This window comes from Caulobacter segnis, assembly GCF_023935105.1.
GTDB classification, from domain to species: Bacteria; Pseudomonadota; Alphaproteobacteria; order Caulobacterales; family Caulobacteraceae; genus Caulobacter; species Caulobacter segnis_B.
Genome location: NZ_CP096040.1, coordinates 3709237 through 3727194 on the forward strand (window position 1 = coordinate 3709237; position 17958 = coordinate 3727194).

At 68.3% G+C, this 17958-nt stretch carries 21 protein-coding genes; 8 read left to right on the forward strand and 13 right to left on the reverse strand.

Translation table 11 applies throughout. The features are described 5' to 3' along the window. Positions 1-21 precede the first annotated feature (21 nt). From MZV50_RS17375 to MZV50_RS17400, 6 genes are all read right to left on the reverse strand, one after another. Positions 22-939 carry an Hsp33 family molecular chaperone gene (locus MZV50_RS17375; RefSeq protein WP_252630554.1) on the reverse strand — a complete coding sequence of 306 codons (918 nt, stop codon included), beginning with the start codon at positions 937-939 and terminating at the stop codon, positions 22-24. 160 nt (positions 940-1099) lie between these two features. After that, entirely contained in the window at positions 1100-2035 is a 936-nt protein-coding gene (gene argF / locus MZV50_RS17380; RefSeq protein WP_252630555.1) for an ornithine carbamoyltransferase, read from the reverse strand. 113 nt (positions 2036-2148) lie between these two features. Further along, the gene (locus MZV50_RS17385) at positions 2149-3363 is read right to left on the reverse strand and encodes an aspartate aminotransferase family protein (RefSeq protein ID WP_252630556.1); all 1215 of its coding nucleotides are present in this window, start codon (positions 3361-3363) and stop codon (positions 2149-2151) included. A gap of 163 nt (positions 3364-3526) precedes the next feature. Continuing rightward, positions 3527-4045, reverse strand: coding sequence for a hypothetical protein (locus MZV50_RS17390; RefSeq protein ID WP_252630557.1), 519 nt, complete (start codon positions 4043-4045; stop codon positions 3527-3529). 5 nt (positions 4046-4050) lie between these two features. Further along, positions 4051-4629 carry a TetR/AcrR family transcriptional regulator gene (locus MZV50_RS17395; RefSeq protein ID WP_252630558.1) on the reverse strand — a complete coding sequence of 193 codons (579 nt, stop codon included), beginning with the start codon at positions 4627-4629 and terminating at the stop codon, positions 4051-4053. Positions 4630-4805: 176 nt separating this feature from the next. Continuing rightward, a complete protein-coding gene (locus MZV50_RS17400; protein ID WP_252630559.1) occupies positions 4806-5627 on the reverse strand; it encodes an ABC transporter permease in 822 nt (273 codons plus the stop codon). 237 nt (positions 5628-5864) lie between these two features. On the opposite strand from MZV50_RS17400, the gene gcrA reads away from it, so the two are divergent. From gcrA to MZV50_RS17425, 5 genes are all read left to right on the forward strand, one after another. Then, positions 5865-6389: a cell cycle sigma 70 cofactor GcrA gene (gene gcrA / locus MZV50_RS17405; protein WP_252630560.1), complete on the forward strand. Its 525-nt coding sequence runs from the start codon at positions 5865-5867 to the stop codon at positions 6387-6389. A 93-nt stretch (positions 6390-6482) separates the two neighbouring features. After that, positions 6483-8009, forward strand: coding sequence for an exodeoxyribonuclease VII large subunit (xseA, locus tag MZV50_RS17410; protein ID WP_252630561.1), 1527 nt, complete (start codon positions 6483-6485; stop codon positions 8007-8009). Positions 8010-8037: 28 nt separating this feature from the next. Continuing rightward, on the forward strand, positions 8038-8253 hold the full coding sequence (locus MZV50_RS17415) for a DUF2093 domain-containing protein (protein ID WP_223390746.1): 216 nt from the start codon (positions 8038-8040) through the stop codon (positions 8251-8253). Then, positions 8238-9098 (forward strand): M23 family metallopeptidase, encoded by an 861-nt coding sequence (locus MZV50_RS17420; RefSeq protein ID WP_252630562.1) that lies wholly within the window; start codon positions 8238-8240, stop codon positions 9096-9098. Before MZV50_RS17415 ends, MZV50_RS17420 begins: the two co-directional genes overlap by 16 nt. A gap of 133 nt (positions 9099-9231) precedes the next feature. Beyond that, a complete protein-coding gene (locus MZV50_RS17425) occupies positions 9232-9750 on the forward strand; it encodes a response regulator (protein ID WP_252630563.1) in 519 nt (172 codons plus the stop codon). On the opposite strand, the gene MZV50_RS17430 is transcribed toward MZV50_RS17425, so the two are convergent. Beyond that, complete coding sequence (locus MZV50_RS17430; protein ID WP_252630564.1) at positions 9747-10694, reverse strand: lysophospholipid acyltransferase family protein; 948 nt, start codon at positions 10692-10694, stop codon at positions 9747-9749. The genes MZV50_RS17425 and MZV50_RS17430 overlap by 4 nt on opposite strands. Positions 10695-10806: 112 nt before the next feature. Here MZV50_RS17430 and MZV50_RS17435 point away from each other — a divergent pair, with 112 nt between their 5' ends. Next, positions 10807-11181, forward strand: a complete 375-nt coding sequence (locus tag MZV50_RS17435; protein WP_252630565.1) for a helix-turn-helix domain-containing protein — start codon at positions 10807-10809, stop codon at positions 11179-11181. 41 nt (positions 11182-11222) lie between these two features. Then, complete coding sequence (hisN, locus tag MZV50_RS17440) at positions 11223-12059, forward strand: histidinol-phosphatase (protein WP_252630566.1); 837 nt, start codon at positions 11223-11225, stop codon at positions 12057-12059. Here the strand turns inward: hisN and MZV50_RS17445 are convergent. The 5 genes from MZV50_RS17445 to MZV50_RS17465 all read right to left on the reverse strand — a co-directional run bounded on the left by MZV50_RS17445 (position 12034) and on the right by MZV50_RS17465 (position 15878). Further along, entirely contained in the window at positions 12034-13035 is a 1002-nt protein-coding gene (locus tag MZV50_RS17445) for an alpha/beta fold hydrolase (RefSeq protein WP_252630567.1), read from the reverse strand. The two genes, hisN and MZV50_RS17445, sit on opposite strands and share 26 nt — an antisense overlap. A gap of 5 nt (positions 13036-13040) precedes the next feature. Next, the gene (locus MZV50_RS17450) at positions 13041-13349 is read right to left on the reverse strand and encodes an SCP2 sterol-binding domain-containing protein (protein WP_252630568.1); all 309 of its coding nucleotides are present in this window, start codon (positions 13347-13349) and stop codon (positions 13041-13043) included. Positions 13350-13439: 90 nt separating this feature from the next. Beyond that, positions 13440-14096, reverse strand: a complete 657-nt coding sequence (locus MZV50_RS17455) for a DUF2987 domain-containing protein (RefSeq protein WP_252630569.1) — start codon at positions 14094-14096, stop codon at positions 13440-13442. Next, entirely contained in the window at positions 14093-14989 is an 897-nt protein-coding gene (locus MZV50_RS17460; RefSeq protein ID WP_252630570.1) for a class I SAM-dependent methyltransferase, read from the reverse strand. Before MZV50_RS17460 ends, MZV50_RS17455 begins: the two co-directional genes overlap by 4 nt. Before the next feature lie 46 nt (positions 14990-15035). Further along, the gene (locus tag MZV50_RS17465; protein ID WP_252630571.1) at positions 15036-15878 is read right to left on the reverse strand and encodes a class I SAM-dependent methyltransferase; all 843 of its coding nucleotides are present in this window, start codon (positions 15876-15878) and stop codon (positions 15036-15038) included. Positions 15879-16111: 233 nt separating this feature from the next. Here MZV50_RS17465 and MZV50_RS17470 point away from each other — a divergent pair, with 233 nt between their 5' ends. After that, a complete protein-coding gene (locus tag MZV50_RS17470) occupies positions 16112-16567 on the forward strand; it encodes an Hsp20 family protein (protein ID WP_252630572.1) in 456 nt (151 codons plus the stop codon). 75 nt (positions 16568-16642) lie between these two features. On the opposite strand, the gene MZV50_RS17475 is transcribed toward MZV50_RS17470, so the two are convergent. After that, positions 16643-17905, reverse strand: coding sequence for a pentapeptide repeat-containing protein (locus MZV50_RS17475; protein ID WP_252630573.1), 1263 nt, complete (start codon positions 17903-17905; stop codon positions 16643-16645). Positions 17906-17958: the final 53 nt, after the last annotated feature.

A 17958-nucleotide genomic window follows, 5' to 3' on the forward strand; every position in this document is an offset into this window, starting at 1 on the left:
TGGGAGGCTGGTGTCCGCGCGTCAGGAGTCGGCCACTTCCGGCGCGTCCAGCTTGTAGACCCGCGAGCAGTACTCGCACGTCACGTGGATCTTGCCGTCGGGCTCGACCATGTCGGCCACTTCCTCGGCCGAGAACGAGTCCAGCACCACGCCGATCCGCTCTTCCGAGCAGCGGCAGAAGGCGCGCAGCGGCTTTTCGTCCAGCAAGCGCACGCCGTCCTCGTTGAACAGGCGCCACAGCAGGGTCGCGGTCGGGACCGTCGGGTCGATCAGCTCGTCCTCGCCGGTCGTCTCGAACAGGGCCTGCACATGGGTCCAGGCGTCCTGGGTGTCGCCGCGCGCCTGGTCGCCCGCGATGACCTGGATCAGGATACCGCCGGCCCGCCACTTGGGCCCCTCGCCCGTATCAACCTGACCGACGGCCAGGCGCACGCGGGTCGGGGTCTGTTCCGACTGCTGGAAATACTGCTCGGCGCACAGGGCCAGGGTCTCGCCCTCGATCGGCGTCACGCCCTGGTAGCGGTCCATGTCCGGCCCCTGGTCCAGGGTCATGATGAACACGCCGCCGCCCAGCAGGGTCTTGGCGCCCGGACGCGCGAAGCCTTCCGACACCTTGGCGACCTCTTCCGGATCGAACCGGCAATAGCCGCGCAAGCCGCCCGAGGTGTCGTAGTCGACCACGACGTAGCGCACCGGGCCGTCACCCTGGGCCTGGATAATCAGCCGGCCCTCGAACTTCAGGCTGGAGCCGACCAGAGCGGCCAGCGCGCAGGCCTCGCCCAGCAGGTTGGCGACCGGTTCGGGATAGTCGTGGCGCGTCAGCACCTCGTCGACGGCGGCGCCGAGGCGGACCACGCGGCCACGCACGGGCAGGCCTTCGATCTGAAACGCGGAAACGACGTCGTCGAGGACGCCGGGATTGGAAGCGATGTCGGTCATGGGGAGGCTAGATAGGACGTTCCGCCAAAAATGCGAGCCCTATAGATACTTGCCCCCTCCGGGCCTGAAGGCCCTCCTCCCCCGCAGGGGGAAGAAGGAACCCTCCGCCCCCTCCTGGGGGCGGACGGCCGCGAAACGGCCAGGTGGGGGCAAGTAGCAGCTACCCTATCGCCCCGAACGCCCAGGCCAGCACCGACTTCTGGGCGTGGATGCGGTTCTCGGCCTCGTCCCAGACCAGCGAGCGCGGGCCGTCCAGGACCGCGTCCGTGACTTCCTCGCCGCGGTGCGCGGGCAGGCAGTGCAGGAAGACGCCGTTGGCGGCGGCCAGGTCCATCAGGCGGTCGTCGACCTGATAGGGCTCAAGAGCGGCCAGGCGCTCGTCGTGGTCGGTGTCGCCCATCGAGACCCAGGTGTCAGCCACCACGACGTCGGCGCCGGCGACGGCGGCCTTGGCGTCCGTCGTCATGCTGACCCTGCCTTGCAGGCCCTCGGCGCGGGCCAGGTCGTGCAGATCGGCGTGATAGACGGCCGGACAGGCGATCTTCAGCTCGAAGCCCAGCAGCGGCGCGGCGTGGATGAAGCTGGAGCAGACATTGTTGCCGTCACCGACCCAGGCGATCGTCTTGCCAGCGATGGGGCCGCGATGCTCCTCGATGGTCAGGATGTCGGCCATGATCTGGCACGGATGGCTCTTGTCGGTCAGGCCGTTGATCACCGGCACGCTCGACACCTGGGCGAAGCGCTCGACGTCGGCGTGGCTGTTGGCGCGGATCATCACCGCGTCGACCATGCGCGACAGCACCTTGGCGGTGTCCTCGATGGTCTCGCCGCGCCCCAGTTGCATGTCGGACGAGGTCGAGATGATCGCCGCCCCGCCCAGCTGGCGCATGGCCGCGTCGAACGAGAAGCGGGTGCGGGTCGAGTTCTTCTGGAAGATCATCGACAGCACGCGGTCCTTGGCCGGCGCGTCGGCGTCGACCTTGCCCTGCGGCCAACCCTTGCGGGCGGCCTTGCGGGCGTGGGCGTCGTCCAGCATCAGGCGCAGGGTCGCGCCGTCCAGCTTCCACAGGTCGATGAAGTGGCGGGGTTGAGTCATCGGACTATCCCTAATTCCCGCCTCCCCGGCGAAAGCCGGGGCCCAGATGCATCCGGGAAATCAGCGGGCTTGATCTGGGTCCCGACTTTCGCCGGGAAGACGGTAATTGGAGACTAGGCGGACGCCTTGGCGCGGGCGGTTTCGCAAGCCTTCTCGAGCTTGGCGATCGCTTCGCTGGCTTCCTCGATGGTCAGGTTCAGCGGCGGCAGCAGGCGCACGCAGTTGTCGCCGCCGCCGGCGATCAGCAGGTGCTGGTCGCGGGCCATGACCATGAATTCGCGGTTGTTCGGCACGACCTTGATGCCGATCAGCAGACCCTTGCCGCGGATGTCGACGATGACGTCCGGGAAGCGGTCCTTCAGGCCGTTCAGCTGCTGGGTGAAGAAGCCGGCCACGGTCTTGACGTTGTCCAGCAGGTCTTCGCTGTTGATCGCGTCGAAGGCCGCCTTGCCGACCGCCATGGCCAGCGGGTTGCCGCCGTAGGTCGAGCCGTGCGTGCCCGGGGTCATGCCCTTGGCGCCCTCGTTCGAAGCCAGGCAGGCGCCGACCGGGAAGCCGCCGCCCAGGGCCTTGGCCACGCACATGATGTCCGGCTCGCTGCCCGGGGCCCACTCGTGGGCGAACAGCTTGCCGGTCCGGCCCATGCCGCTCTGCACTTCGTCGTAGATCAGCAGGACGCCAGCGTCGCGGGTGATCTGGCGCAGCTCCAGCAGTTGGGCCTCGGTCAGGGCGCGCGCCCCGCCCTCGCCCTGCACGGGCTCAATGATGACGCCCGCGGTCGTCGGGCCGATGGCGGCCTTCAGGGCCTCGAAGTCGCCGAACGGCAACTGGACGAAGCCCGGCAGGCGCGGGCCGAAGCCGTCCAGATAGCCGGCGTTGCCCGAGGCGTTCACCGCCGCGTACGAGCGGCCGTGGAACGAGCCGTCGAAGCCGATGATGTCGATGCGCTCGGGGTTACCGTTCACCGCGTGATAGCGGCGGGCGGCCTTCAGGGCGCACTCGATCGCCTCGGTGCCCGAGTTGGTGAAGAACACCACGTCGGCGAAGGTGGCGGCGCACAGCTTGTCGGCCAGCACTTCCTGCTCGGGGATCGTGTAGATGTTGGAGACGTGCCAGAGCTTTTCGCCCTGGGTCTTCAGCGCGTCGACCAGCACGGGATGGGCGTGGCCCAGGCCGCAGGTGGCGATGCCCGCCACGCAGTCCAGATACTCGCCGCCGTCCGTCGAGAACAGGCGCGCGCCTCGGCCTCGCTCGAACGCCAGCGGAGCGCGGTTGTAGACGCCCATGATGTGGTGCTGCGAGGAGTTGGACGACGTCGCGGTGCTCAAGACCGGCCTCCCTAAAAGGAAAGAAGCCCCCGCACTGTGAGCGCGGGGACCGGAAGGCCGCAGGTTGTCGCCGTGGAACGCCGTCGTGTCAATCAAGGGATTGTGAAAAAGCCCCTGAAAAACCGGCGAAAATCGCGGTTTCTTTCCTAGGGCCGCGGCGCGGTCACGCCTCGTCCGCGAGCGGCGCGGCGAACATCTTGCCGGCGACTTCGGGCGTGTAGAATGCATGGTACCGCTCGCTCCCCTTGGGCGGCAGGACTTCGACCAGGAAGCGGTTGTCGATCCACAGTTCGACGAGGTCGAAGGCCCCGCCCCGCTCGCAGTGCACCGCGCGCCAGCGCTTCTCGGCGCCGATGGCCACGATGTCATCGACCGAAAGCTTGCTGGTGATGGCGACGTGGAAGCCGCTGGCCGCCTGCGGCGCGCCGTCCTGGCGGATCTGGGTCTCCCACGGCATCACGAACGGACCGTCGGCGGCGCGGCCGTCCGGCTGCCCCTGGCCGGGGTGGTGGGCGCTGGCGTCGGGCACGACCTCCACGCCAAGGCCCGAGCCGTCGCGAGCGATGGCGACCCAGGCGTCCTGGACGACCGGGAACGGCGTGACCTCGCCGTCGATGATGCGACCGAAGACCTCGGCCGTGGCGCGCGGGTCGCGCGCCGGGATGGAGATGTGAGCGATCATGGAAGTCAGCTTTCTGGCTGGAACGTGCTTTGCGTGAACTGGGCGAAGGGATCGGGGGCAATGGACGCCGCGCCCCGGGACTTGAGATCGGCCAGCAGGACCTCGACGGCCCAGCCCAGGGCGTCGGCGGCGGGCTTGCCGGTCAGGGACCACTGCTCGCGCAGGGAAATCCAGCCATAGGCAGAATAGAGCAGTTGCAGCACGGCGGCGGCCTTGGTCTGCTCGCCCTCGGCCAGACCGGGCGCGGCCTGGGCGACCACCGCCTGGAAGGCCTCGCGGCGCTCGGGATCCAGACTGGAACGCGCCGCCCGGCCCTGCTGGGTGGTGATACGGCCGATGATCTGGGCCGGACTGGCGTCGAAGCTGGCCATCAGCGGACCGATCTTGGCCAGCAGGTCGGCGGGACTCTCGGGCATGCCGACGCGCACCCCGTCCTTGCGGTTCAGGTGCTCCCACAGGCCTTTCAGCAACAGCTCCCGGCTGGGGAAGTGGCGATAGACGGTGACCTCGGTGACCTGGGCGCGTTCGGCGACGGCGCGGTTGGTCGGCTCCTGGCCGCCGCCCTCCTCCACAAGCGCGGCCATGGCGGCCAGGATGCGTTCCCGTGTGGCCTCGGCCTGATCGCGCCGTAGCGCGGAGTTATAGGATCGAACAGATGACATGATGTAACCATGTATTACATCAATTATAGTTCCACAACATGAAAAAGCCCCGGGCCTTTCGGACCGGGGCTCTTCAAGCGCTAAGTCACTGTTCGGATTCAGCTCTTTAGGCGGTACCCGGTGACGAACAGGCGCCAGCACCACAGGAACATCGCCACCGTCAGCGCGCCGGTGCTGACCACGCCGATCGCGATCGAGCCGTCGGCATGGCCGATGAAGCCGTAACGGAAGCCGTCGATCAGGTAGAAGAACGGGTTGAAGTGGCTGGCCGAGCGGAACGGCTCCGGCAGCTTGTCGACCAGGTAGAAGGTGCCCGACAGGAAGGTCATCGGCATGATCAGGAAGTTGGTCACGGCGGCCAGCTGGTCGAACTTCTCGGCCCACAGGCCAGCCAGCACGCCGGCCAGACCCAGGATCAGCGAGGCGGCGACCGCGAAATAGACGATCGCCCACGGGTGGGCCAACTGCAGGCCCGCGCCCGGCAGCACGCCGATGACGATGGCGGTGACCGCCCCGACCACGATGCCGCGCGTCGCCGCGCCCAGGGTGAAACCCAGAACCTGCTCCAACGCCGACAGCGGCGGGGTCAGGAAGTCCGGGGTCAGGCCCATCATCTTGGCCTGGATCAGCGACGACGAGGAATTGGCGAAGGCGTTGTTCAGGATCGCCATCATGATCAGGCCGGGGGCCACGAAATGGCCGAAGGTGACACCGCCGACGGCCGGCCGGCTGGCCCCCACAGCGACCACGAAGACCAGCATGTAGAGCAGCGTGGTGACCACCGGCGCGGCCACCGTCTGAGTCCCGACCTTCCAGAACCGGCGGATTTCGCGCTGATACAGGGTGACGAACCCGGACCAGTTCCAGCCGTGATAGTCGCGCGGCTGCGGCGGAATGACGCTTTCGGCCATGTCTCTCATAGGCTCAACCCGTTGTTCTGCTTGGCCATGTGCGCTCTGAGGGCCCATTCCGCAAGCTTGGGGTTGCGTGAATCAACATCTTGTTTCTGTGGACAGAGTCGTTGGCGCCTATTGTGCGCCTTAACACATTCTTTACGATATCTAGTAGGACGACCGCCGGCGGGGCGGTCCGATCACCAGATATGGGGTGAAGGGCGTGGGGACGCCCCTCTCCCTATCGAACGGCGGAGACGGGTTATGAGCTGGACCGACGAACGGGTCTCGACCTTGAAGAAGCTCTGGCTGGACGGCCTGTCCGCCAGTCAGATCGCCAAGCAACTGGGCGGCGTCACGCGCAACGCCGTCATCGGCAAGGTGCACCGCCTGGGCCTCTCGGGCCGCGCGGCGCCCTCGCAACCGGCGCGTCCGGCATTCAAGGCCCCGCGTCCGGCGCGTCCGGCCGCCCAGGCCATGCCGTCGGCCCCGCGCCGCGTGACGCCGGTGGAAGCGCCGTCGTCGTCGGTCCCCGTGGCCGCCGCGCCCGCGCCGCTGCCGGCGTTCCGGCATGAGGAGCCAGGCTCGGCCACCGTGCTGACCCTGGGCGCGCACATGTGCAAGTGGCCGATCGGCGATCCGTCGTCGGAAGGTTTCACCTTCTGCGGCCGCCGCTCGTCGGAAGGCCCCTACTGCGTCGAGCACGCCCGCGTGGCGTACCAGCCGCAGCAGACCAAGAAGAAGGGCGGCGCCACCGAGCTCGCCCGCTCGCTTCGCCGCTACATCTAAGAAGAACAAAAGTCTCTCAGGCGGCGGATCCCGGATGGCCCAAAAGGCCGTCCGGGATTTTCCATTTGTGGAGGACCCCTCTAGATAGGGCCCATGACGGACCTCGCGCCGAACGATTCCAACGCCCCCCCCTATTCGGTCTCCGAGCTGGCCTTCGCCCTGAAGCGCACGCTGGAAGACCGCTACGGTTTCGTGCGGCTGCGCGGTGAGCTGAGTAAGGTCACGCATCACTCCAACGGCCACGTCTATCTGACCATCAAGGACGACAAGGCCGCCATCGACGGCGTCGTCTGGAAGGGCAATGTCCGCGGCCTGGGCGTGCGGCCCGAGCACGGACTCGAGGTCATCGTCACCGGCAAGATCACCACCTATCCGGCCGGTTCGCGTTACCAGATCGTCATCGACAGCATGGAGGCCGCCGGGGTCGGGGCGCTTCTGGCGCAACTCGAACGGCTGAAGGCCAAGCTGGCCGGCGAGGGCCTGTTCGACGCCCAGCGCAAGCGCCCCCTGCCCTCGATGCCCACCGTGGTCGGGGTGATCACCAGCCCGACCGGCGCGGTCATCCGCGACATCCTGCACCGCATCCGCGACCGCTGGCCCTGCCAGGTGCTGGTCTGGCCCGTGGTCGTGCAGGGCGACGCCGCCCCAGCCCAAGTTTGCGCGGCCATCAAGGGCTTCAACGCCCTGCAACCCGGCGGTCCGGTCCCGCGCCCCGACATCCTGATCGTCGCGCGCGGCGGCGGCTCGGTCGAGGACCTGTGGGCCTTCAACGACGAGACCCTGGCCCGGACCGTGGCCGAGGGAACCATCCCGCTGATCTCGGCCGTGGGTCACGAGACCGACACGACGCTGATCGACTTCGTCTCGGACCGCCGCGCCCCGACCCCTACGGCCGCCGCCGAGATGGCCACGCCCGTGCTGGCCGAGCTGCGCGCCCTGATCTCGGATTTCGACCGCCGCCTGAACCGCTGCGGGTCGCGCACGATCGAGGAGCGCCGCACGCGCCTGCTGGGCGCCGCGCGGGGCCTGCCGCGCCCCAACGACCTGCTGGCCCTGGCTCAGCAGCGCTTCGACATCGCCTCCGGTCGCCTGGACGCGGCCCTGCATCGCAACACCGCCGTCCACGCTCAAGACCTCTTGAAGGTCACCGCGCGCCTGACGCCGGACATCCTGACCCGCCAGCGGACCATCAAGGCCGACCGCCTAGCCGACCTGGGTCGCCGCCTGGACGCCTGCGGGACCCGCGCGCCGGACCGCGCCGCTGCCCACGCCCGACTGCCCGCCCTGTGGGATCGCCTTCAGGCCGCCGGCCGGCGCCGCCTGGTCCGCGCCGAAGACCAGTTGGCCAACCTGGACAAGCTACGCCAGTCGCTGAATCCCGAGCGACCGCTGGAGCTGGGCTTCGCCCTGGTCCGCAAGGGCGACGGGACCCTGGCCCGTTCGGCGGCCGACCTCGTCTCGGGCGAGCGCGTGAACCTGAAGTTCAAGAGCGGCGATCGCGACGCGGTGATCGATGGCGAAGGCGGTTTCGTCCCGCCGCCGGCGCCCGCCCCTGCTCCGGCGCCCAAGCCGCGCCCCAAGCCGGCGACGCCCGCGGCCGATCAGGGCGATCTGTTCTGAGACGTCGGGTTGGCGTAGAGTAAGAGCCATGAACGCTTTCGATCGAGATCTCGGCAAGTCCGACGGCCTGGCCGTCCTGCACTATGGCGACGGCGAGTACGCCGTGCTCAGCCCCGGCCGCTTCGTGCTGTGCGCGGTGACCAACAAGCAGATCCCGCTGGAGGCCCTGCGCTACTGGAGCCCCGAGCACCAGGAAGCCTATGCCGGCCCCGCCGAGGCGCTGAAGCGTTGGCAACAGGCCTGAGCCGACGCGTGGTCCTGGCCGCGCTTTCGCCCGCCTTCACCGGCCTTGTCCCTTCGGGCGGCGCGCGGGCCGCGACGCCGGCGCTCTCGCTGTCCGGCGCCTTCGTCCAGGGCGGCTACGCCGTGGGCCGCACCACGCCTCACGCCTTGATCGATGTCGACGCGCAGGTCCTGACCACCGCCTCGGCCAACGGCTGGTTCGTGGTCGGCTTCGACCGCGACGCGCCGTCCGCCAGCACCCTGACCGCGACCACCCTCGACGGCGCGGTCACGCGCGAGGCGACGATCGCGACGGGCGACTTCGACGTCCAGCGCATCGACGGCCTACCGCCCGAACAGGTGACGCCGACCGATCCGGCCCTGCTGGAGCGCATCGCCGCCGAAAACCTGCGCAAGCAGGCCGGCTTCGCAAGCCAGGCCGACGTCGAGGGATTCCGCCAGGGCTTCAGGCTTCCGGTAGTGGGCGCCCGGCGCTCGGCCCGGTTCGGCGGCCAGCGCGTCCTCAACGGCGAACCCAAGCGTCCTCATTTTGGGGTCGACCTCGCGACGCCCGTGGGTACGCCGGTGAGCGCTCCGGCCGACGGGCTGATCGCCTTCGCCGAGACCGGCTTGCACTACGAAGGCGGCCTCGTCCTGGTCGATCACGGCCAAGGTCTGATCACCGCCTATCTGCACCTGTCGAAAATCCTTGTTTCAGCAGGGACTTATGTTCGCCAAGGCCAGTTGATCGCGGAAACAGGTCAGGAAGGTCGGGCCACCGGTCCACATCTGTGCTGGCGAATGAAGTGGCGCGGCCGCAACCTCGACCCATCGTTGCTGGTCGGCGCCGGACCGTTTCAAAGCTGAAATTCCACGAATTCGCCCCTGGCGAGAATTACAATCATTCGCTAGCTATGCCTTCGATGTCGGAATGGGGACGTCGCAGGCGACGCTCGCGGTTCCGTTCTTCCCGCGAGATCCTTGAGGAGGCGGCTCCCGCATGTCGGCGGCGCTTGAAAAGCTGCGCTTTCTGCTGGTGGACGACAACCAGCACATCCGATCGATCGTCGCGACGATCCTGAAGGGTGTGGGCGTCAAGCACATCCGCGAAGCCATGGATGGCGCCGAAGCGCTGCAGGTCCTGCGCGACTGGCAGACCGACATCGCCATCGTCGACTTCAAGATGGCGCCGCTGGACGGGGTGCAGTTCACTCAGCTGGTCCGCAACTCGCCCGACAGCGTCGATCCGTTCCTGCCGATCATCATGCTGACCGGCTTCGCCGAACGTCACCGCGTGTTCGAGGCCCGCGACGCCGGCGTGACCGAGATCGTCGTCAAGCCGGTGACGGCTCGTTCGCTGCTGGATCGCATCAACACCGTCATCTACCACCCACGGCCGTTCATCCGGTCGCCGGACTATTTCGGCCCGTGCCGCCGGCGTCGGGTCGATCCGAACCACCTGGGCCCCTTCCGCCGCGCGGGCGAGAAGGACGAGCCGACCGACATGCTCGAGATCTAAGCTCTCTCGCCCGCCCCCGAGCGCTCGCGTTCGGCCAGCGCCGCGTAGACCTCGTTGGGCCAGCGGCGGTGAACCCAGAACCACTCGGCCGGCCGTTCGCGGATGCGCTCCTCCATGAAGGCGTTGATCATCCGCACGCCCGCCTCAATGTCGGCCGTGCGATCGCCGGTGCTGGGCGGGACGATCGGATCGTGCACCACCGCCCGGAAGCGCGCGCCCTTCAGCCGCTGCACCGACATCGGCTGCAGCACCGTGCCAAAACGGATCGCCAGGCGCGTGGGCCCCGGCGCGGTGCGCGAATCGTGGCCGAAAAACGGAGCCGCCACGCCGCTGTTGAACTTCTGGTCGTTCATCAGGGCGACGGACTTGCCCTCGTTCATGCCGCGCAGCAGCTCGCGCGATCCGTCGCCGCCCTTGGGCGCGAACAGGCGCACGCCATAGCGGAAGCGGCTGTCGCGGATGCGCTTGTCGACATAGGGGTTGTTGGCCGCGCGATAGGTCATCTCGCAGATCACGCCGCTGTCGACGATGGCCGCCGGCATGACCTCCCAGTTCGACAGGTGGCCCGAGACGAAGACCACCGGGATCTTGTTGGCGGCGATCTCGGCCAGGCGCTCGGCGTTGACCACCTCGACCCGTCCGGTCGACGGCAGGATCTTGTCCATCAACGGAAACTCGGCGAACGAGCGGCCCAGGCCCTCCCACTGCTCGTCCAGGATCCGCGCGTGCCAGGCGGCGTCCTTCTCTGGAAAGGCCAGCTTCAGGTTCCGGGCGGCGACCTTGTGCGCGCCGCTCACAGGCCCGAACGTGCGGCCCAGCCAGCCGCCGAAGTCGGAAGCGCGGTCCACGCCCATCAAGCGCACCGCGCCGATGAAGAGGTCGAAGCCTAAGGCTTCCAACCGCCACAGCAGATCCTGAACCCAAGGCTGACGCTTATCCGACATGCCTCTAAGTAGGCTGGCTCGCCCGTTTCGCGCAACGGCACGTGAATTGCGGCCCTGGGTTCAGGCCGCTCCGTTTCGGGACGGCCCGCGTCGCACTAGGGGGCACGGCTTCATGAGTAACAACATCGACGTCCATCTTGGTAAGCGTCTTCGCCGCCGCCGGCGTCTGCTGGGCCTGACCCAACAGCAACTGGCCGGTACGGTGGGCGTCCGGTTCCAGCAGATCCAGAAGTACGAGTGCGGCGCCAACCGCATCTCCGCCGCCCGCCTGTGGCAGCTGTCCGAGGCCCTGGAAGTGCCGGTCGGCTACTTCTATGACGGTCTGGCGGACGCGCGCCACGAGACGACCGAAGGCGGCGAGATGTTCGCCCGCAAGGAGACACTGGATCTGATCCGCGCCTACTACCTGCTGGGCGAGCGTCCGCGTCGCCGCCTGTTGGACCTGGCCAAGTCGCTGAACGGCGGCCCCGAGCACGCCGACGCCTGATCACGGTAGCGCGCCCGAGGCGGGGAGGCTAAACCCCGCCCATGACGCTTTCCGCTGACCGGCTCACGGCGCTCGACGCCTTCATCATCGACCTCAACCGGGCTTCGGCGGAGGTGATCCTGCCGCTCTTCCGGGCCGATCACGGCCTGGAGGACAAGGGGGCGGGCAAGAACCTGCCGCGGGACACCCACGCGGCGTTCGATCCGGTGACCGAGGCCGATCGCGGCGCCGAGGCGGCCATCCGCCGGCTGATCAGCGAGCGCTTCCCCGAACACGGGGTGATCGGCGAGGAATACGGCGAGGACCGCCCGGACGCCGAATTCGTCTGGGTGCTCGATCCCATCGACGGCACCCGCGCCTTCATCTCAGGCCTGCCGCTGTGGACCACCCTGATCGGCCTGCGCCACCAGGGGCGGCCGGTGCTGGGCTCCATCGGCCAGCCCTATGTCGGCGAGGTCTTCGTGGGCCACGCGGGCGGCTCGCGCCTGCTGTCGCGCGGCGGGGAAACGCCGATCCGCGTGCGCGCCTGCGCCAACCTCAACGACGCCGTCATCGCCACCACGGACGCGGACGCCTGCTTCGACGGGGCTGAGCGCGGCGCCTGGCTGCAGGTTCGCGCGGCCTCCAAGCTGGCGCGGATGGGCTGCGACGCCTACGCCTACGCCATGGTCGCCATGGGCAAGATGGACATGGTGATCGAAGCTGGCCTGAAGTCCTGGGACATCGAGGCCGCCATCCCCGTGGTCGAAGGGGCCGGCGGCCTGGTCACCAACTGGCGCGGCGAACCCATCGGCCCGAACGGCGGCCAGATGGTCATCTCTGGCGACCGCCGCCCGCTGGACGAGGCCCTGGTCAGTCTGAGGCGTTCGGCGAAATAAGCGGCTCCTTGGGCGCGACGGGGTCGACCGTCTCGTCGAAGGCCCGCCAGAAGATCGCCCGGCGCGGGTCTGTCTCGATCAGGATCTCGTGGAACGCGCCAGGGACCTCGACATAGCGCCCCTTGGGCATGCGGTCCGCGATCGCCTTCTGGTCGGGGTTGAGCACGCGATTGTCCAGCTCGGCGGCGACAATGGTCACCGGGACCCCGATCCGCTCCACGCCCTTGCTCCGGCGAAGCCAGGCGCAGGCCGAGATGGCGAAGTCGGCCCATCCCCACGTCATCCCGCCCAAGGCGATCTCTGGATCGGCCCGCAGCTGGGCCTGGTAGCGATCATAGCGCGCCTCGTCGTGGGTCAGGGCGTCGCCGACGAAGGTCTGGGCCAGCGGATCGTACTGGCCGCCCTGCACATATTCGCCCGCCATCCCGACGCGAGACACCGTCCAGGCCAGCGGCGTGGCGATCCAGGGCGGGATGCCGCCGCTGTTCAGGCCCAGCATCGGCGCGGACAGCACGGCGGCGGAGAAGCGCGTCTCGCCCTGGGCCAGGGCCAGCATGGTCAGACAGCCGCCCATCGAGTGGCTGAGCGCGATCCACGGCTTGGGCAGGCGCGCCTCGAACGTATCGAGCAGCGCCTTGTAGTCGGACAGGAAGGTCTTGAAGCCGCGGGCGTGGCCCTTCAGGCGATCGGGAAGGCCCCGGGCCGAAAGCCCCTGCCCTCGCCAATCATGCAGCAACACGGCGAAGCCGCGGCCCAGGAGGTCCTCGACGACCTCGAAATACTTCTCGATCGGCTCGCTGCGTCCGGGGCTGACCACCACCGAACCCCGCGCCTTTCCAGAATTGGTCGGGCCTTCCGGGAAAAACGTCGCGGCGCGGAGGGTCGCCCCATCCGCGCCGCGAAACCATTCGGCCTTGCCGTGATCGGGAACCAGCGCCTCGGGAATCGAGACCAGACGCGCCGATTCTCCCGTCATTCGGCTTAGCGCATCTTGGCGAACAGGGCGCCCATCTTGGGCTGCAGGGCCATGGCCGCGCCCATGTCCGACAGCTTCAGCTTGCCGGTCATCACGGCCATGGTCGGATCCAGCGAGCCGGCGCCGATGGCCAGCAGGTCGTCCAGGCTGAGCGTCATGGTCAGGTCGGCCGGCTTGTCTTCGTTCGTCACCGAGCCGCCGTCGATGTGGATGACGCCAGCGTCCTTCAGGTCGAACTTCAGGCTCTTGCCCAGACCGCTGTCTTCGCCGACGGCGGCTTTGATGCGATCGGTGACTTCCTGAATAGTGGCCATGAGCGCGATCTCCCTCTGCGCGATGTGGTGTTGCGGATAGCTAGACCGGGCCGCCCGGTTAAGTAAACAGCGTTCAGACGACCCAGGGTCTTATTTCTTCCCGTCATAGAAGGCCACCTTAGTCGGGCTTCTTGTCAACTTTACCCGTACGGCGCCCTGGTGGTCGGCCGGCCGGAAATAAGGGAATTCCTGGGCCTTCGGCAGCGGCGCGCTACGCCCATTGGCGAAGACGACCACCCCGCTCTCGGCCTTTGGAAAGACGACGCCGGTCATCTTCGGGGCCATGAAGGCCGCCACGCCCGCCGCCTTGCCGATGACGGTGTTGGCCTCGGCCACCGTCGCCGCCAGCTCGCGCGCGTCGTAGTCCTGCGCCGGCTTCAGCTGGGTGCCGAAGGTCATCATCGTGCCCATCTTCCAGCCCTCGGGCACGTCGAACACGATGGCCGGATCGCCCTCCAGCTGGGCCAGGGTCGGTAGGCGCTCGAAATAGCCCTCGCCGTCGACCGGAAGCGGCGTGCGCGCGCCGCCGCGCTCCACCAGCGCGGCCTTCAGGTTCGGCAGCATCTGGCCATCGTGACGGACCGCGTAGGCCAGCTTCAGGCGCGAGCGTTCGGCGGGCGGCACCTTCAGGAACTTGTCCAGGAACGGCAGGACCTTGGTCGCCTGGGCCGACTTCTCGGCGAAGGCCGGACCAGCGGTCGCGGCCAGGACGGCGCCGGCCAGGATCAGCGGAAGCGACCGCCTCATTTCGGCTTCACGAACTTGAGGGTCATGCGGTCGCTCTCTCCGATGGCGTCGTACTTGGCGTGGTCGAAGCCCGGCTCGGCCGGCTCGCCGCGCGGCGCCGACAGGCGCGTGGGCGGCAGGGTCCAGACGCCGAACGGATGGTCCTTGGTGTCCTTGGGATTGGCGTTGATCTCGCTGGTCCCGGCCAGGATGAACCCCGCCTCCTTGGCCATCTGGATCACATAGTCCTGCTGGACGTAGCCGTCGGCCGCCAGCACGTCCTGCACGCCGCCGGGTTCGCCGCGATGCTCCTCGACGCCGAGGACGCCCCCCGGCTTCAGGGCCGCCAGGGCGTCCTTGAACGCCTTCTCAGCGATGCCGCCGGCCATCCAGTTGTGCAGGTTGCGCAGGAAGAGGACCAGGTCCGCCGTCCCCGCCGGCGCGACCGGACCGCTGGTCGGCCCGAAGGCGGTGAAGGTCACCTCGCCATAGACCCTCTTCTTCTCGGTCAGCTTGCGTCGGAAACCCTCGACGATCTCGGCGGCGGCCGGATCGGACGGGTCGTTGGTCTGCAGCACGGCCTCGTAGAGCTTGCCCTTGGTGTCGGCCAGATAGGGCGCGAGGATGTCGGCGTACCAGCCCGCGCCAGGCCAGAACTCGACCACCGTCTGGCCCGGCGCCAGCCCCCAGAACTTCAGGCTCTCGACGGGATGACGCCAGATATCGCGCGCGCGATCGGCCGGCGACCGCCAGTCGCCGGCCACGGCGGCCTCGATCGTCCTGGATCCGGCCTTCTCGGCCGCCTTGGTCTCGGTCTTGGCGGGATCGTTCTTCTTGCCGCAGGCGGTAAGCCCGAGCGCGCCGGCGCCGGCCAGAAGCCCGCGCCGCGACCAATACTGAGCTGGAACCATCATCCCCCCGCTACGCCGACGCCAACTTGGCTTCCGACCTTGACCAAAGTCAGGCCGGCTTCCGGAAGCGCAGGGTCATGCGGTCGCTCTCGCCGATCGCGTCGTACTTGGCGCGGTCGAAATTGGGATCGGCCGGCTGGCCGCCCGGCGCGGTGCGCCTGACCGGCGGCAGGGTCCAGACACCGAACGGATGGTCCTTGGTGTCCTTGGGATTGGCGTTGATCTCGGACTTGGCGTCCAGCTTGAAGCCGGCTTTCTCGGCCAGGGCGATCACCGTGGCGGTGTTCAGATAGCCGTCGGCGCCGGCGTCCTTCTCCGAACGCGGATCGGCGCGATGGTCCTCGACCGCCAGGACGCCGCCGGGCTTCAGCACGGCGAAGAAGTCGGCGAACACCTTGTCGGCCATGCCTGGGACCTGGGTCCAGTTGTGGACGTTGCGGGCGGTCAAGACGAGGTCGGCCGAGCCCGGCGCGCCCAGCGGCCCCGACTGGGCGCCGAAGTTGACGAATTGCGGCTTGCCGTACTTGGCCGGATCTGCGAACCGGGCCTCGAAGTCGGCGCGGCCTTTCTTGGCGCCGTCCGACAGTTTGGGGTTCGACAGATCGGCGACGCCGGCGACGTAGGTCCCGCCGGTGGCCTTGGCGTACGGGGCCAGGATCTCGGTCCAGTAGCCGCCGCCGGGCGAGATCTCGATCACGGTCTGCTTGGGCTTCAGCCCCCAGAAGGTCAGGCTCTCGACGGGATGGCGCGCGCCGTCGCGGGCCACGTCGCCGGCGGGACGCGTCGGCGAGGCGACGGCGGCCTTCAGGGCCGGGTCGGTCGCGGCGAAGGCGGCGGGCGCGGAAAGGGTCAGGGCGGCGGCGAGCAGCAGAACGTGGCGGCGAAGCGGCATGGGGGACGTGTCCTTCGGCGTGACGGAGGCCGCGACCTTAGCCGCGCCGGAGAGAGCGTCAAACGATTCAGATTTTTCGGTTCGGCGGCCCTTGAACGCGAAAATCAGCTCACCAACTAGTTTCACGAAGGCGCTGGAAACCCGGGCCTTCCGGACCACCTGGCGACGCCGATTTCGGGTCGCCGACGGGACGAACATTCAAAGACCTTGCTTGATGAGAAGGATCTGACCCTATGCGTACGATCGACCTTTCGCCCCTGTACCGCTCGCTCGTCGGCTTCGACCGCCTCGCCGACCAGCTGGACGCCGCCGCCCGTAACGAAGCGGCCTCGGGCTATCCCCCCTACAACATCGAACGCACCGGCGAGAACGAATACCGCATCGAGATCGCGGTAGCCGGCTTCAAGCCGGAAGAGCTGAACGTCGAGGTGAAGGAAAACCTGCTGACCGTCACCGGCCGCAAGGCCGCCAATGACGAGGCCAAGCAGTACCTGCATCGCGGCCTGGCCGAACGTAACTTCGAGCGCAAATTCCAGCTGACCGACTACCTCATCGTGGTCGACGCCGATCTGTCGAACGGCCTGCTGTCGATCGCGCTGAAGCGTGAACTGCCGGAGGCCCTGAAGCCCCGGACCGTGGAGATCAAGTCGAGCGCTTCGCCGCTGATCGAAGGCGAAAAGGCCGCCTAAGCCGCGGTTCTGTTCTTAGTCTCCCCTAATCCCCTCTGAACTTGGGCGGCGCAGCGATGCGCCGCCTTTTTCGTGTCAGGGCATCGAGAGATCCAGGCCCTGGACCTGGTTCAGGTCGACCTCGCGGAAGCTGGCCTTGGCCACGCGCGCGCCGGTGAAGTCCGCGCCGCGCAGGTCCGCGCCGTCCAGCATCGCCTCGCTGAGGTCGGCCGTCTGGACCAGGGCGTAGCGCAGCCGCGCCGACTGGAGGCTGGCCCGCGTGCGGCGATCGGGTCCCAGCGGCAGCGGCGACAGGAGGGCCTGGCGGAGATCCGCCTTGGTCAGGTTGGCGCCGGTCAGCTTGGCGCCGCGCAGATCCGCGCCACGCAGATTGGCCGTGCGCAGGTCGGCGTCCTGCAGGTTCGCGCCTTGCAGTTGGGCGCCCGACAGGTCAAGGCCGACCATGCAGGCGCCCTTGGCGCTCATGGCCGTCAGGCGCAGACCCTTCAGCTTGTCGCCCAGCGGCCGCAGGTCTTCGCCGTCCAGGCGGGCGGCCGCCCCTTCCTTGCCGCCGGTCTGGCACCAGCGCTGATTGTCGAGGCAGCGTTGATAGAGGTCCCGCGCCTTGGCCTGAGCCTCGCGCGTCGAGGTCCTCAAAGCGCCGTCCAGGGTGGCCCCGCCAACGCGAGCGGTCGAGGTGTCGACATTGGCCATCACCGCGCCGGAGAGGTTCGCCCCCTCCAGGTTCGCCCCCTTGACGTCGGCCCCGTCGAGGATCGCCCCGACCAGATTGGCTTCCTTGAGATTGGCGCCCGACAGCTTGGCGCCGCGTAGCGAGCAGTCGCTGAAGTCAGCCTTGAAGGCCGAGACGCCCTCGAACTGCGAACCGTCCAGGGTGGCGCCCGAGAAGTTGACCTCGTCGACCTCGCCCTGGCGCGTCTCGTGGCGCAGGGTGTCGAGACCCTTGCGAGGATGCGGAATGGCGACCTGGCCTTCGCGGAAGTCGGCCTGGGTCAGATCCGCCTGGGCCAGGTTGGCGCCGCGCAGGCAGGCGCCGCGCAGGTCGGCGCGGACCAGGGAGGCCTGGCGCATGTCGCTCTTGCGCAGGTCGCTGCCGAACAGGTTGGCGCGATCCAGCTTGGTGCGGACCATGCGGCAGCCTTCCAGGATCGAGGCGGACAGGTCCGCGTCGGTCAGGTTCCGGAACGACAGATCAAGGCCCGACAGCTGCAAGAAGCGTAGAGACGCCCGCTTGCCGCCCTGCTTGCCGGTAACGAATTTCTCGTGCGCCGTTACGATCATGTCGAGCTCGGCTTGGCTCAGGCGACGACGCCCGGCCACGCTTTGCGCGGCGTTCATAACGCTGTTCCCCGTGGTGTTCTTTTATCAGTTGCGGGGATCGTAGCGGGGTA